We start from the raw sequence: 15,057 nt of genomic DNA on the forward strand, positions 1-15,057 counted from the left end.
TAATAAGGGGGTGTTATTTTAATTATTAAATAAAATTCTATTTTTCTCCTTTTAAATATCTTCCAAATAGGTATATTTGGTTTTACATTATTAAAATAAATATCTTATTGTATAGAGTAATAATGTTTTAAAAAAGAAATGATATAAAAACAACTCTTTGTTCAATAAAAAATACATTTCCATTATAAAAAGATATATTTTAATATCAGGAATCACATTTTTGTTACTAGAAATTGTGCTGGCCGTTTATATTAGAGTAGCTAGGGTAAAAATAGAGTTGCCAACGTATACGTTTCAAAATACTCAAAATTTTTGGTTTGATTTAAATGTAAATTATGGAACTGCTCATTTACCAAATCATTCTTATCGGCAAAAAAAAACTTGTTTTGATGTATTGTATAAATCAAACTCTAGTGGTTTTCGAGATGTAGAGCGTAAATTGAAGGAGAAAGAAACAAGAGTTGTAGCATTAGGTGATTCTTTTACTGAAGGGATTGGTGTTAAAGAAGAGAGTAGGTTAACAAATTTACTAGAAAACGAGACTAATATACCACATATAAATTTTGGAATGGCCGGGAATTTTGGGACAACTCAATATTACTTGTTATATAAAACTTTAGCTATAAAATATACGCATGATGCAGTTTTGGTTGGTATTTTGCCTTCAAATGATTTTATAGATAACGACTATGAAATAAATGTAAAAACCAAGTCAAATCGATATCAACCTTTTTTACGTGGAGAATATCCAAATTACACAATAAAATATCATTTAGATAGTATACAGAAATCAAAAGCTAGACCGTATAAACGAAAATTTATAATCAAGATATTAAAAAATTTCACAAACTCTTATAACATGCTTGCTTATTTAAGAACTAGAAGGAGAATAGCAACAATTCCTAAAGATAAACTTTTGTCTCCTTCTATAATACCTAGCTATTTTAACTATTCACAAAAGCAGTTAAATGGTATGCGATATGCAATAGAAAAAATAAAAAAAAATGCAGGGAATCGTTTTGTAATGGTGTATAGTATTCCTGTGTTTAAAGAAATAAAAGCATACCGAAAACACGGTAAAAATCCATTAGGTTTCGATTTAAAAAAAATTTGTAATACTATCGGGGTTGAATATTTAGATTTATTACCTCAAACAAAAAGTTTAACGATCGAAGAATGTGAAGAATTATTTTTATCATGCGATGGCCATTGGAGTGAGAAAGGAAATGTTTTTGCAAAATCTAAAATTAAATCTCATTTCACATACTATAAAAAATGATTTTTTTTCTAAAAAAGTACAAAGATCAACTATGGTTATTAGCACTATGGGTTTTAATTATATTAATAATAAATCCTTTAGGAGATTTCCCTTTAAACGATGATTGGTGTTATGGGAAATCAGTAAAAACATTGTATGAAAATGGGTGCCTTAAAATTTATAATTGGGGAGAAATGACTTTAGTAGGGCATGTATACTGGGGATATTTTTTCACAAAGATATTTGGTTTCTCATTTACTGTATTGCGTTTTTCAACTTTAATTATGGGGTTTGCAACCATTTTAGGAGTTTATGAGCTTTTCAAGCTTTCCAAGTTACCAAGATGGATGGCATTGTTTAGTACATTATTATGTGTAATGAATCCTATTTTTTTATCATTATCGTTTTCTTTTATGACTGATATTCCTTTTTGTTGTTTAACAATATGGGGGTTTTACTTTTTTTCGAAAGCCATAATAGATGACACAGATAAATCGTTGTATTGGGCAATTTTTTTCTGTTGTTGGGCATTTCTTATTCGTCAACTAGCATGGGTATTTCCTGTTGTTTGGTTGATTACAGTACTTTATCTTAAAAAGAAAGATAAGAGAAATTTAATAAGAGCCTTAACACCTTTATTAGTTTTAATTATTTTTTCTTTCTTTTTTTCATACATAATGGAAGTGAATGAGATATTACAAGAACGTTATAACTCTAAGTTTAAGTTATTGATAGAAAAAATTATTAGCCTTGATAAAAGAATATTCTTAACTATTTTTGGTTACTTGTTAAAAAGTTTGACTTATTTAGGCTTTTTATTAGCTCCTATACATCTCTTTTATTTTAAGAGATTTACGTTCAAAGGATATAAAATTTCAGCAATTATGTATACATTAATTGTTACTGCTTTATTATTAGTAACTGGAAATGCAATACCTAGTCTAGATAATATTTGGATTGATTTTGGAATCGGCCCTACATTATTGTCAGATTATTACGGAGATGTTAAGTCTACTCCATATATAAAGGCTCCTAGTTTGTTTTGGCAAATAGTAACGACTATAGGTGTGTTTTCTAGTGTAACTTTAGTTTTACATGCAAAAAAAATGGTAACCTCTATATTTCTTAAAAAGAATATTTCACCTCTTGTTGTATTGTCTTTTGTGTTTCTTATAGTTTATTTAAGCCCTTTTTTAGTAGTTGGTTTGTATGATAGATACTTGTTACCTTTATTTCCAATAATAATTGTGTTTTTAGGAGCTAATTATAAGCAAAAACCTACAAGAATATTTAAAAGTATTTCATTAACTTTTCTTGGACTATTAAGTGTTTTTTCGGTATTAGCTACTCATGATTATTTATCATGGAATCGTGTACGGTGGAAAATAGTTGATGAGCTAGTAGCTAAAGAAGTTCCTAAAAACCATATTCATGGAGGAGGAGAATACACTGCTTGGTACTTTTTTTCGGGAAAAGACGAAAAGTGGTGGGAGAATATAAAACCTGTATACTCATTAGTATTTCATGTTAAGCCAAACGAGAGTGTTTTTAAAGAGTACTCGTACAGTAGGTGGTTTCCAGGAAAACCGGTTATATATTTAATTTATAATGAAGACTTGGATAAAAAACTGCAATAATTCGTGTAATATGATAACTGTAGTTATAAATATTTTAATAGTAAAAATATCTATATGATCTTTGATTATCAGAAATGGAATAAAACGTTAACTATTGATAAAGAAAACTATCAAAAGTCAGAGCCATATGCACATATTGTTTTTAATGATTTTTTGGAGCTAAAAGCTGCTGAAAAAGCGCTGGAAGTATTTCCTAAAATACAAGACAGTGGGTGGATACATTATGTACATGTTAATGAAAGAAAACATGGCTTAAATAAATTAGATTTAATACCTCCTTTTATAAGAGACGAGGTAATTAAGGAATTAAATTCTCCAACATTTATTGAGTATTTAGAAAAATTAACAGGAATTTCTAATCTTTTACCAGACGCAACAATAGAAGGTGGCGGTATTCATCAAAGTGAAAATGGAGGGTATTTAAATATTCATGCTGATTTCACGGTACATCCACATAAAAAATTGTGGAGAAGGCGTGTTAATTTACTAGTCTATTTAAATGATAATTGGCAAAATTCTTACGGTGGTTCATTAGAACTTTGGGAAAAAGACATGTCTAAATGTGCTGTGAAAATTGCACCAATGTTTAATAGAGTTGTTGTTTTTAATACAGATGAAGACTCTTATCATGGTTTTCCTGACCCTATAGAATGCCCTAAAGAAGTTACTCGGAAATCAATTGCTCTTTACTATTTTACAAAAGAAGAGTCAGGCTCATTTAAGAGGAGGTCTACTAATTATCGTGCACGTCCAAATGATGGAAACAAGGCTATTTTAATTTGGGCAGATAAAAAAATGATAAGTATTTATACTTCGTTAAAAGGAATTTTAGGAATTAATGATGATTTTATTAGTAGAATGTTGAATCTGTTTAAAAGAAAAAACAGGGAATAAGGCTTGGTGCTTTTGAATACAAATTAACTATTGTATAGGTCTAGGTAATCATTTACAGATTGTTGTTGAGAATTTAATAGAATCCTCTTTTTTACTTTACTTGGTAATAAAAGTAATTTTTCACAAGATTTTATGAGCTCTAATTTATTACAACAAACTATCCACTCATTTAAAGGTTTGGCTATTCCTACATTATATGAAACAATGTGCATTCCTGAATATAAGGCTTCTGAGAATACGAAACCAAAAGATTCATAATTACTTGTATGAAGTAATAGTTTAGAATTTGCCATTTTTTCAAGTACATGATTCCGTGAAAGCCCGCCAATTATGGAAATATTGTCCTCCAATTTATTTTTTTTAACAAGTTGCTTTAATGGGGTTTGATCACCTTCACCAATAATTTCTACAATTAAGTTGGGGTGTGTTTTTACTAAAACTGAAATAACATTTATAAAATCTGGGTAATTCTTTACAGGAATTAACGAGCCAACTCCTAAAATATCAATATCAGACTGTTGTATTTTTGGAAAAACATCAATATCTAAAAACCACGGAATAACCGTAGATGTTAACTGGTAATTTTTATACAGTATATTAGAGTTGTTTTGAGAAAGCGTTACTATTTTTACGTTAGTATTTGCTAAATATTTTGCATACAAATTTTTAAGTTTCGCATCTTGCCCCATTACTGTTACAATATGATTAATATTGTGTTTATTTGAAAAACGTGTGCCTATGATGGAGCATTCACCAATCCAAAAACTATGGATGGTTGTAATGAGATGCTTTTTATGAAGTTTAGATAGTTTGAGTAATGCCTTTTTCCAAATCAAAAGTTTTTTGTACCTCTTTGATTGGCCATTTAAAGGAATAACCTCAATATTATGCCATTTATATTTTTTTTTCGTGTAAGGAAATTGAAAACTAAGTATGGTCATTTTACAATTTGGTAATGCATTACGTAAGCTTTTTAGATATACCTGTAAAGCAGGTATTGAAGTAGAGTCTTCTTCTGATTTAGCAAAGCCAGGTGTTAAAAAAACGATGTGTTGAGAAGTGTTTTTCAAATGTTATGCTTTATTCCATTTTTTATTGGTGAATACTAAATCATGATTTTTAATAAATTCAGGGTGTTGTTGTAAAAAATATTTAGAGACCAAATCTCCGTCTGCTGTATAGATATATTTATAATCTAATAGATCATCAAATAAGTATTGTATTTTTTTGTTTATTTTCTTTTTAAACAATGAAAAACCAATTGTTTTTTCAAGTTTCAAAAATACTTTATTTAAAAAACTTGAAGGAATATGTTGATAGTAAATATGCTCATTCAAAAAGTGATAATGAAAAGAAACATAAAAAGTTGGGTAGTTTATTTTTTCTAATGTTGATTTTAGGTTAGGTAAAATTTGAAATTCAGCACCTTCAATATCCATTTTTATAAAATCGACTTTAGGTATGTTTTCATCTTCTAAAAAATGATGTAATTTTTTTGTAGTGATTTTAAAAGAATTTTTAGTATCTCTTTTTCTGGGTAAGATACTCGTTGATGAAGCTCCATATTGGAATCTAGCAGATAGGAACACTTCCTCTTCTTTATCTGAAATAGCAGTTTGATATACCGATATTTTATTTAATAAATCAGGGTTCAACTCTATGTTAGCTAATAATTCTTTATAGCAAACAGGATCAGGATCTAGTGCATGCACTTTTTTTGCTTTTTTTGCAAGGAATAGACTTAAAACACCGCTCCAAGCACCAATATCTAATACAATATCATCAGTTTGGATAAATGCATCAAAAATGTCAAAAGTTTGAGGTTCCCAATTTCCGTTTTGTATAGCGTTCCAGTAGAATCTGTTTTGGCCTGGGTCAACTTTATAAGTACAATTTCTAAGTGTAATATTCATAGATTAGTATGTATCTAAGTCTCCTAAGGTTAATTTTAGTTTTTCCAATGGGAATTTCGAAGAAAAATTTTTAAAACCAATTACCCAAGATTCTAAAGAATCATTTGTGTAATTTTTCATTAAGTCTGTAATGAAGGTATTTGGTGAAGCTTGAATATTGATTTCTCCTATACCATTATTCATTGCTAATTTCTTTAATTTTTCGAAAGAAATAAAAAAATTTTCTTCTGATGAAGCTTCAATATCTCCTATTAATAAACCATTTTTAATTTTAACCCAGAATAAAACCCCGTCAATATCAATAGTGAAATTATTAGTAAATGATTTATATTTATAATAAGAATGGTTTCTGTAAGTAGATACAACATTTTCTTTAATATACACACTTCCTTTAATTCGTTTTAATGTCTTATATTTTTCAATTCGTTTTAGAATATTGGCATTGTACAAGTTGTTAGTAATACTAAATTTACGAGCGAATTTCTCTATAGGAAAACTAACTTTAAAATTAAATCGTTGCATACGCTCTTTGTAATTCCAATCTAATTTATTTAAATAACCATATTCAGAGTTTTGATTAGGAAAGCCCCAAACAAATTTTATTCCTGCCTTTTTTAGTTGCTCATCAGTAAGTTTTCCTAATTTGGTAAACAATCCATTTCCAGTGTATTTTGGTAAGGTCATAGCATCTCCATATTGAGCAGCCATTTCTTGTACTCCGTTATATTGCATTAAAACAGGAATGGCACCATGAAAAGCAATAGGCTGTTCATTATCATATGCAAGATGACCAAAATATCCCATTCCTAAATATGAGGTGTTAAATTTTGATTTCACCATTTTTAAAGTCATTGTATTCCCAAAAATATGTTTATAAAGATATGTGAGATCCTTAATGTTATTTGAATTTAGAGGTTTGAAAATATAAGGCATAATTTAAAAATAAGAATTTTTTAATAGACAAACTATTTGTAAATCCATTGAAATATAAGGATTCATGACAAAACGATTTTGAAAAGTACCATTTTTTTTATCATCAGTTGTGTTGTAATCTATTAATAAAATTTTTTTATAGCCAATTTTAATACAATAATCAGCAAGTTCATTAGTGTAATAACCAAATGGAAATGCAAATTCTTCTACAGGTTGCTTGCAAATAATTTCTAAATATCGTTTACTAGATAAAATCTCCTTTTTTGCATGTTTTAGGGGGATACTAGTCAAGTTAGCATGAGTTTCCCCATGTGATCCAATTGTAAATAATGGGTTGTCTGCAATTTTTTTAATTTGCTCAATACTCATTAATTTCCAATAATCTTCGTAATTTTCTGGAAGCAAATTTTTCCATTCACTGTCAAAAATGGGGTATATAAGCTCTAGTTTATCGTATGCTAGTTTTTTAGCAGCTTTTTTTATTGAAACGTTGTCTTTTCGTCTAAATTCATTTTTATTTTTTTTGTATAAATTCTGCTCGAAAATAAAATCGGATTTATTAGAATAAAAAGAAACTAAATCTAAAAAGTCTGGCCATAAATAGGGCGCTTTTTTATGAATAGTAGTAATGTAAAAACACGCAGGCACTTTATATTTTTCTAGTATTGGAACGGCATATTTATAGTTGTTTAAGTAACCATCGTCAAATGTTAAGGCAATGTTTAGGGTTTTCTGTTTAAATTTCTTTTGGTAGTAATCGTCTAAAGAAATTACATTATAATGTGTAGTAATATATTTAATAAATTTTTCAAAATATTTTTTTGAGAAAAAACGACTATTATAACGTGTTTCTCCAATCGCATCTATACCATGAAACACTAAAATTCGTTCACCATAACGATTCTGTAATAAAAATTTTCTAAGACCAAATTTTAAATAAAAGGATCTATAGAGCATTAATAATCGATATTTAATACGTTTTAAAAGCATTATTGGCGTTTATTTTTTTGAGTTTACTTCGTATAGTTTCCATCCATTAGGGTTTGTTTCCAGTACTTTCAATTCGTAGTTAGAATGAATGAATTCCCAATTTAACATAGGGTTTTTATTTTTCCATTGATATGAATAACGTAAAGGGTCAAACAATATTAAATCCTTTTTATGTATGTCTTTATAGAGACTTATGAACATATTCCTATATTCGAAGTTCAAGCCACGACCTTGTATTGCTATATCTAGATCAAAACTGTATAAGGTATTTCCTTGATAAGGTTTTAACATGACTGTAATTTCTTTTTCAATATTCGAACGAATCAATATTGAATTGAATGTTTTTTTCCATAAAAAAAATTGCAGTATAATAGCTGTTATCGAAATAGGAAAAATAAATTTTTTTATACTTTTTGTGTTAATGAAATTTGAAAAGAAAGGAAAAAACAGCAACAATACTAATGGAAATGTTAAAGCTAAAATTCGAGGGTTTTGAAATGGGATTCCGGCTAAGAATAGAATATATATCGCAATACTAATTCCCAGTAATTTCTGAGGAAAACTAAGAAGAAGTTTGTGGTTTTTTATGGCAAAAAAACTTAATAAGACTCCTATAAAAATAAATCCAGGGTGAAAAAAAACATAAAAAACATATACTATATTGGGAAATAGATAAGTATTCACTCCATCTACAGTTACGTGACTTCTGCTAAAGAAGTTTTGAATAGACCAAGAATTCAAAAAAGAATTTGAAGTAGCCTTAAAGAGTTCATCTCTTTGAAAAATTATAAAAGGAATGGTGATAACAAAACTAAAAAAAAGACTTATTATAAATGGTTTCCACTTCTTTCTTCTTATAACTAAATAGGAACAAAAAAATAGAATAGGTAAAGTGACAAAAATAGAAGGGTAACGTGTCATAAAAGCACAAGTGATAAAGATAAAAACAGGAATAAGACTTGTATTATTATAATAAAAGAGGAAAAAGAAATAAAAAGATAATACCACAAAAGTTATTGCCATAGCGTCTGACATTACAATTAACCCCATTTTTAATAGAAACGGACAAAAGGAACAGAAAATTAATACATATAGAAAACTAACTTGTGTTTTTGGATATAATATTCTAATTGTTTTTAAAGTATATAAACAGGTAATAAAAAAACTTATACAACTCAATAGAGTTAAGGAAAAAATATTATCTTCAATTAAAAAACTTAATAAAGCTCCTATAAAAGGATATAGTACTGGCCAATAAAAACTTTTCGGATGTGCACCAGTTCCTATATATTCTTTAATTACTTTTAGATATCTTAAATACTCATATGAATCCTGACCGTATAAACCATCAAATCCTATAATTCTTAAAGTAAAAAGGAAAAGGAATGGAATTAGGAATAATATACATATTTCGTAAAAAGAAATAGATAATTTATTTGATTTCAATGATAGTTTTTTTGTGAGTCTAAATATAGTTCTTAAATTGGCTAGTTATATAAATAAAATTATTTTTTACATTTATGATTGGTCAAAAAAAAATAATTGTTGTGTTACCAGCGTATAATGCTTCTAAAACATTACAAAAAACGTATCAAGAAATTCCATTTGACATTATAGATGAGGTTATTTTAGTTGATGACTTTAGTACTGATACTACTACAAAAGTAGCAAATGACTTAGGTATACATCATATTATTGAACACAATAAGAATAAAGGATATGGGGCAAATCAAAAAAGTTGTTATAAAAAAGCTTTGGAATTAGAAGCGGATATTGTCGTGATGTTGCATCCTGATTATCAGTATACACCAAAATTAATTCACTCGATGGTATATTTAATAGCCAACAATGTGTATCCTGTGGTTTTGGGGTCTAGGATTCTAGGAAAAGGAGCATTAAAAGGAGGTATGCCAATATATAAATATATTGCCAATAGATTTTTAACATTAGTCCAAAATATTCTAATTAATCAAAAACTTTCAGAATACCATAGTGGTTTTAGAGTGTTTTCAAAAGAGGTGCTTGAATCATTGCCTTTAGAAAAAAATTCTAATGATTTTATTTTTGACAATCAAATGTTATGTCAAATTTTTAGTAGAGGTTATGAAATTGCAGAAATTACCTGCCCTACAAAATATGTTAAAGAAAGCTCCTCAATTAATTTTAAACGAAGTGTTATTTATGGTATGGGTGTAATGAAAACTTCTCTTCAATTATTTTTACACAGAAAGGGAATAATTTTGTTTACTATCTTTAAAAATGATTAATAGATAAGATAGTTAGCTTAATTTTATCTGTGTATTGTACTTAATTGCCATTAAAAGTTAAAATTATTTTAACAGTTTTTATTAAAATGATAAAATCAAGTTTCCATGAATATTGCTTTATATAGTATAAATCATATTCTAGTTTCTTTAGATTATCTTTTGGGGTTGCTTTAGGCATATTAACTTGTGACCAGCCAGTAATTCCAGGTTTTATAACATGTCTTAAGTTAAAAGAAGGATTTAATTTTAAATATTCTTCAACATAATGAGGTTGTTCTGGTCTTGGTCCAATTATACTCATATTTCCTTTAAGAACATTGAATAACTGAGGTAGTTCATCTATTTTAGATAATCTTAAAAAGCTTCCTAAAGTTGAAATTTCGGCACTAGAGTTTGTCTGATTTTTTTCTAAATTATTACTAATTGTTCTTATTTTATATATTAAAAAAAAGCTTCCATCTTGACCAACTCTTATTTGAGAATATATTATAGGTTCATTTAAATTAAAACGACTTAGTAAACAGCCAACAAGAAACAAAGGAAGCGATATTGGTAGTGTGGTAATAACAAAAAATATATCAAAAACTCTTTTCATAGAGTTTTTATTTATTGATAGAATTATCATTAATATATACTTATCAAATTAATAAATAGAATAGACCAATATAATTACTTTATTTCACGTAATCATGAATGAATTTGTATATTGTTAAATAGAATAGATTACTTATCAGATTAGTGTAGAGATATATTATTACCTTAAGTTTAATTATCGATTCCGTAATACATTAAGAATTAAATATCGGGTATTTAAACTTATGTTTTGAGAGTAGGTTTCTTTTATGAATTTTAGTAATCTAGTTTGTTTTAAAAAATAATAATTATAAGGTTATTAGTACTTTATTAGAGAAAAATTACTTTTTACGAAACCAATAAGCAGTTCTACCAAAGGCAGCAATACCGTAATAGCCGCGAATTTTTAATTTATTACTATTTTCAAGTTGAATATAGCATTTATATTCTTTACCGTTTTTAGGATCTAAAATTTTACCACCATTCCATTCTTTACCATCTTTTTTTAGTCCTGTTAAAATATTCATACCTAAAATAAGATTGTTTTTTCGGTTGCCTTTGCATTTATCACACAAGGCTTCTTGTCTGCTTTTATCGGTGATTTCAATAATTTTAGCGTAGGCTTTTCCGTTTTTTTGATAAACTTCAATAACAGAATCTACTTTATTGGTTTCTTCATCACGATTTTCCCATTTACCAAAAATGGTTTGGGCGTTAATAGAAGTACTAATAATAAGTAAAAGAATAAAAAGTGGTTTTTTCATGTTTGTAGAATTTAATAAAAAGTAATTTTCAAAAATCGTTCCAGTTAATCGTATTTAGCATCAAAATTGCCATTCCATTTTCCTTGAACACGCATTACTTGTTCTAAAATATCGCGGGCACAACCTTCACCGCCATTTTTATCAGAAATATATTTCGATACTTGCTGAATTTCTCTAACAGCATCGTTAGGGCAACAAGGCATACCAACTAATTTCATTACAGGGTAATCAGGAATATCATCGCCCATATATGCAATGTTTTCAGGGTTTAGGTTATAGTTTTCTAAGATCTCATTAAACTGTTTAATTTTATCATGAGCTCCTAAGTAAATATCGGTAATTCCTAAGTTAGCTAAACGAGTACGAACACCTTCATTTTTTCCGCCAGAAATAATACAAACTCTAAAACCAGCTTTTACAGCGGCTTTTAAAGCGTAACCATCTTTAATATTCATTTGACGGACTAATTCGCCATTCGGAAAAACGGTAACAATTCCGTTTGTTAAAACACCGTCTACATCAAAAATAAAAGTATCTATTTGTGGTAGTATTTCTTTATAACTTTTTTCCATTATTTTGGATTGATTTTGTAATGAGTTGATAAATTTTTTGTTGTTCTTTCGTTAGTAATGTTAAGTGGTTTTGAATCGTTTCTTGGTCGTTTCTTTTTGCAGGACCTGTTTGTGACTCTTCTGGACTTAACGTTGTTATTTTTTGAGCTGTTTCTTTAATTAACGGATGTAAAACTTCAAAAGGTACTTGATGTTCTTCACAAATATCGGCACCCATTTTATACATGTGATTGGTAAAGTTATTTACAAAAACGGCAGCTGCATGTAAACTTTTTCGTTGTTTAGAATTAATAGCGTAAATATTTTTTCCGATTGATTTTGCTAGCTTTTCTAAAGTTTTAAAATCTTCCTTATTTTCTGCTTCTAAGCAAAACGGAATTTCATTAAAATCAACTTCTTTGTCTTTCGAAAAACTTTGTAATGGATAAAAAACACCTTTTCTTCCGTTGTTTTTTAAGGCGCTTAAAGAAGCACTACCAGAGGTATGTACCACAAAACCATTTTTTTTAGTAAGTTTTTCTGAAACTTTAGCAATAGCATCATCAGAAATAGCAATAATATAAACATCGGCAGTTGCTAATAAATCTAAATTATTTGTGGTTTCAACGAGTTGCTTTAAATGTTTAATTTGCTGATTATTGCGAGCATACATTTGTACTAAAGAAACATCTTTAGTTTTACTAAAAGCTTTTGCTAGGTGTGTTGCTACGTTACCGCCCCCAATAATGGCTACTCTAATCATAGGTACGAAGATATTGAATTTATGTTATAGTGATTCGTTAAAAATATTTTTTGCATCTTTGCAGCCTTATGTTTGTTTAAGTCCACTTATATAGCTTAGTTGTACACGATACAACTCCAAATAATACTCGATATCTTTTTCGAGTAAACCTCTATATTTTAATAATTTATAATGACTGATTACAATAAAACTTCAAAACAAACAATATTTTCACTTTTTAAAGACGCTATTTTAGGTAAGCAGCAAGATTTTACAAAGGGAAGCCTACGTAAGGCTGTTTTTATGTTGGCTATACCAATGATTTTAGAAATGTTAATGGAATCTATCTTTGCTTTGGTAGATATTATTTATGTATCTAGAGTAAGCGTAAATGCTGTGGCAACAGTTGGTTTAACAGAATCTGTTTTAACCTTGGTGTATGCAGTAGCCATTGGTTTAAGTATGGCGGCAACGGCTTTAATTGCTCGAAGAACAGGAGAGAAAGATGCTAAAGGCGCAAATGAGAATGCAGTACAGGTTATAATTTTAGGTGTTTTTATTTCAATATTAATTAGTATTATAGGAATACTGTTTCCGAAAGAAATTTTAGGATTAATGGGAGGGAAGCCCGATTTAATAGCAGAAGGATTTGGCTATACTCAGGTTTTATTAGGAGGAAACATAACGGTAATGCTACTTTTTTTAATTAATGCCATTTTTAGAGGAGCCGGAAATGCTTCTATTGCAATGTGGACATTAATTTTATCGAATGGTTTAAATATTATTTTAGATCCTATTTTTATTTTTGGTTTAGGGCCAATTCCTGCTTATGGAGTAGAGGGAGCAGCTATTGCAACAACAATTGGTAGGGGTACCGCTGTAGTTTCGCAATTATTGGTGTTGTTTTATGGCGCCGGAAAAATTAAAATAGCAGTAAAAGATTTAGGTATTAAGGTAAAGGTAATGCTAAATTTAATAAAGGTTTCTTTAGGTGGAATAGGGCAGTTCTTAATAGGTACCTCTAGTTGGGTGTTTTTAATGCGTATTATTTCAGAATTTGGTAGCGAAGTATTGGCAGGTTACACAATTGCTATACGTATTATGATGTTTACTCTAATGCCTGCTTGGGGTATGAGTAATGCAGCGGCAACTTTGGTTGGTCAAAACTTAGGTGCCAAACAACCCGAAAGAGCAGAAAAATCGGTTTGGATAACCAGTAAATACTGTGCGTACTTTATGGGAATAGTATCTGTAATTTACATCTTTTTTGCACCAACTTTTTTAAGTTGGTTTTCTGAAAACCCGAGCGTGGTTGAAAACGGAGCTTTGTGTTTGCAGATTATTGCTGCTGGTTACATTGCGTATGCTTACGGTATGGTGGTAATTCAATCATTTAACGGTTCAGGAGATACTAAAACGCCAACATATATAAATTTTGTGTGTTTTTGGTTGTTTCAATTGCCATTTGCATACATTATGGCAATCACATTAAATTTTGGACCAATAGGTGTTTTTTTAGCCATAACATTAGCTGAGGTGCTAATTGCTATTCTAGGAATTTGGCTGTTTAAAAAAGGAAAATGGAAAACGGTAACGGTTTAATGGCTATTTTGTAAATTGGCTTATTAAAAATAAACAAATATGAAACTAGATATATTAGCGTTTGGAGCGCATCCAGATGATGTAGAGTTAGGTTGTGCAGGTACCATTGCTAAAGAAATTTCTTCAGGAAGTAAAGTAGGTATTGTAGATTTAACAAGAGGGGAACTAGGTACGCGTGGTTCTGCAGAATTACGAGATAAAGAAGCAGCAGTGGCGGCTGATATATTAGGAGTTTCGGTACGTGAAAATTTGGGCTTTGCTGATGGTTTTTTTAAGAATGACAAAGAGCATCAATTAGCAGTTGTAAAAATGATTCGTAAGTATCAGCCAGAAATTGTGTTGTGTAACGCTATTGATGATAGGCATATTGATCATCCAAAAGGAAGTAAATTGGTTTCTGATGCTTGTTTTTTAAGTGGTTTGTTAAAAATTGAAACAACACTAAATGGCGAGTTGCAAGAAAAATGGAGACCAAAGTTGGTTTACCATTATATACAGTGGAAAAATATTGAGCCAGACTTTGTTGTTGATGTAACAGGATTTATGAATAAGAAGGAAGCATCGGTTCTAGCATACGCATCTCAGTTCTTTGATCCGAATAGTAATGCACCAGAAACACCAATTACAAGTAAGAATTTTACAGATAGTATAAATTATAGAGCAAAAGATTTAGGAAGGTTAATTGGAGTTGATTATGCAGAAGGTTTTACCTCAGAGCGTTACGTGGCAGTTGAAAATTTAAGTAAATTAATTTAGAAAAAAATTTTGTAGATATTAGAAACAGTTGTATATTTGCACCCGCAAGTTACATGGTGGTTGTAGCTCAGTTGGTTAGAGTATCGGTTTGTGGTACCGAGGGTCGCGGGTTCGAATCCCGTCTTCCACCCCAGAACTTAAGTCCTTGTTTTTACAGGGACTTTTTTGTTTTTTACA

The 15,057-nt window shown here is 29.1% G+C and carries 15 protein-coding genes and 1 tRNA gene; 7 read left to right on the forward strand and 9 right to left on the reverse strand.

Going from position 1 to position 15,057, the window contains the following annotated elements; genetic code table 11:
- Positions 1–220 precede the first annotated feature (220 nt).
- The 3 genes from CXF68_RS08930 to CXF68_RS08940 are packed head-to-tail and all read left to right on the forward strand — an operon-like array spanning position 221 to position 3,789.
- On the forward strand, positions 221–1,279 hold the full coding sequence (locus CXF68_RS08930; RefSeq protein ID WP_157821883.1) for a hypothetical protein: 1,059 nt from the start codon (positions 221–223) through the stop codon (positions 1,277–1,279).
- On the forward strand, positions 1,276–2,895 hold the full coding sequence (locus tag CXF68_RS08935; protein ID WP_101044018.1) for a glycosyltransferase family 39 protein: 1,620 nt from the start codon (positions 1,276–1,278) through the stop codon (positions 2,893–2,895). Before CXF68_RS08930 ends, CXF68_RS08935 begins: the two co-directional genes overlap by 4 nt.
- 54 nt (positions 2,896–2,949) lie before the next feature.
- The gene (locus CXF68_RS08940; RefSeq protein WP_101044019.1) at positions 2,950–3,789 is read left to right on the forward strand and encodes a 2OG-Fe(II) oxygenase; all 840 of its coding nucleotides are present in this window, start codon (positions 2,950–2,952) and stop codon (positions 3,787–3,789) included.
- Positions 3,790–3,812: 23 nt separating this feature from the next.
- On the opposite strand, the gene CXF68_RS08945 is transcribed toward CXF68_RS08940, so the two are convergent.
- From CXF68_RS08945 to CXF68_RS08965, 5 genes are read right to left on the reverse strand one after another with little or no spacing between them, the layout of a single operon-like run.
- Positions 3,813–4,859 (reverse strand): glycosyltransferase, encoded by a 1,047-nt coding sequence (locus CXF68_RS08945; RefSeq protein WP_101044020.1) that lies wholly within the window; start codon positions 4,857–4,859, stop codon positions 3,813–3,815.
- Positions 4,860–4,862: 3 nt separating this feature from the next.
- The gene (locus tag CXF68_RS08950; RefSeq protein ID WP_101044021.1) at positions 4,863–5,702 is read right to left on the reverse strand and encodes an FkbM family methyltransferase; all 840 of its coding nucleotides are present in this window, start codon (positions 5,700–5,702) and stop codon (positions 4,863–4,865) included.
- Positions 5,703–5,705: 3 nt separating this feature from the next.
- Complete coding sequence (locus CXF68_RS08955) at positions 5,706–6,635, reverse strand: GNAT family N-acetyltransferase (RefSeq protein WP_101044022.1); 930 nt, start codon at positions 6,633–6,635, stop codon at positions 5,706–5,708.
- 3 nt (positions 6,636–6,638) lie between these two features.
- On the reverse strand, positions 6,639–7,625 hold the full coding sequence (locus CXF68_RS08960; RefSeq protein ID WP_101044023.1) for a polysaccharide deacetylase family protein: 987 nt from the start codon (positions 7,623–7,625) through the stop codon (positions 6,639–6,641).
- A 9-nt stretch (positions 7,626–7,634) separates the two neighbouring features.
- Complete coding sequence (locus tag CXF68_RS08965) at positions 7,635–9,071, reverse strand: glycosyltransferase family 39 protein (RefSeq protein WP_157821885.1); 1,437 nt, start codon at positions 9,069–9,071, stop codon at positions 7,635–7,637.
- A 74-nt stretch (positions 9,072–9,145) separates the two neighbouring features.
- On the opposite strand from CXF68_RS08965, the gene CXF68_RS08970 reads away from it, so the two are divergent.
- Entirely contained in the window at positions 9,146–9,892 is a 747-nt protein-coding gene (locus CXF68_RS08970; RefSeq protein ID WP_101044025.1) for a glycosyltransferase family 2 protein, read from the forward strand.
- Positions 9,893–9,932: 40 nt separating this feature from the next.
- Here CXF68_RS08970 and CXF68_RS08975 read toward each other — a convergent pair whose 3' ends face one another.
- The 4 genes from CXF68_RS08975 to CXF68_RS08990 all read right to left on the reverse strand — a co-directional run bounded on the left by CXF68_RS08975 (position 9,933) and on the right by CXF68_RS08990 (position 12,543).
- A complete protein-coding gene (locus CXF68_RS08975; protein WP_157821886.1) occupies positions 9,933–10,487 on the reverse strand; it encodes a sugar transferase in 555 nt (184 codons plus the stop codon).
- Positions 10,488–10,806: 319 nt separating this feature from the next.
- Positions 10,807–11,229, reverse strand: coding sequence for a DUF2147 domain-containing protein (locus tag CXF68_RS08980; protein WP_198553779.1), 423 nt, complete (start codon positions 11,227–11,229; stop codon positions 10,807–10,809).
- Between the two features lie 44 nt (positions 11,230–11,273).
- Positions 11,274–11,801, reverse strand: coding sequence for an HAD family hydrolase (locus CXF68_RS08985; RefSeq protein WP_101044027.1), 528 nt, complete (start codon positions 11,799–11,801; stop codon positions 11,274–11,276).
- Positions 11,785–12,543: a Rossmann-like and DUF2520 domain-containing protein gene (locus CXF68_RS08990; RefSeq protein WP_101044028.1), complete on the reverse strand. Its 759-nt coding sequence runs from the start codon at positions 12,541–12,543 to the stop codon at positions 11,785–11,787. Before CXF68_RS08990 ends, CXF68_RS08985 begins: the two co-directional genes overlap by 17 nt.
- Before the next feature lie 171 nt (positions 12,544–12,714).
- On the opposite strand from CXF68_RS08990, the gene CXF68_RS08995 reads away from it, so the two are divergent.
- From CXF68_RS08995 to CXF68_RS09005, 3 genes are all read left to right on the forward strand, one after another.
- Positions 12,715–14,124 (forward strand): MATE family efflux transporter, encoded by a 1,410-nt coding sequence (locus CXF68_RS08995; RefSeq protein WP_101044029.1) that lies wholly within the window; start codon positions 12,715–12,717, stop codon positions 14,122–14,124.
- 39 nt (positions 14,125–14,163) lie between these two features.
- Positions 14,164–14,880, forward strand: coding sequence for a bacillithiol biosynthesis deacetylase BshB1 (gene bshB1, locus CXF68_RS09000; RefSeq protein WP_101044030.1), 717 nt, complete (start codon positions 14,164–14,166; stop codon positions 14,878–14,880).
- A gap of 56 nt (positions 14,881–14,936) precedes the next feature.
- Positions 14,937–15,013 (forward strand) — tRNA-His (locus CXF68_RS09005).
- The last annotated feature ends 44 nt before the right edge of the window (positions 15,014–15,057 follow it).

It is taken from the genome of Tenacibaculum sp. Bg11-29 (genome assembly GCF_002836595.1).
Classification (GTDB): Bacteria; Bacteroidota; Bacteroidia; order Flavobacteriales; family Flavobacteriaceae; genus Polaribacter.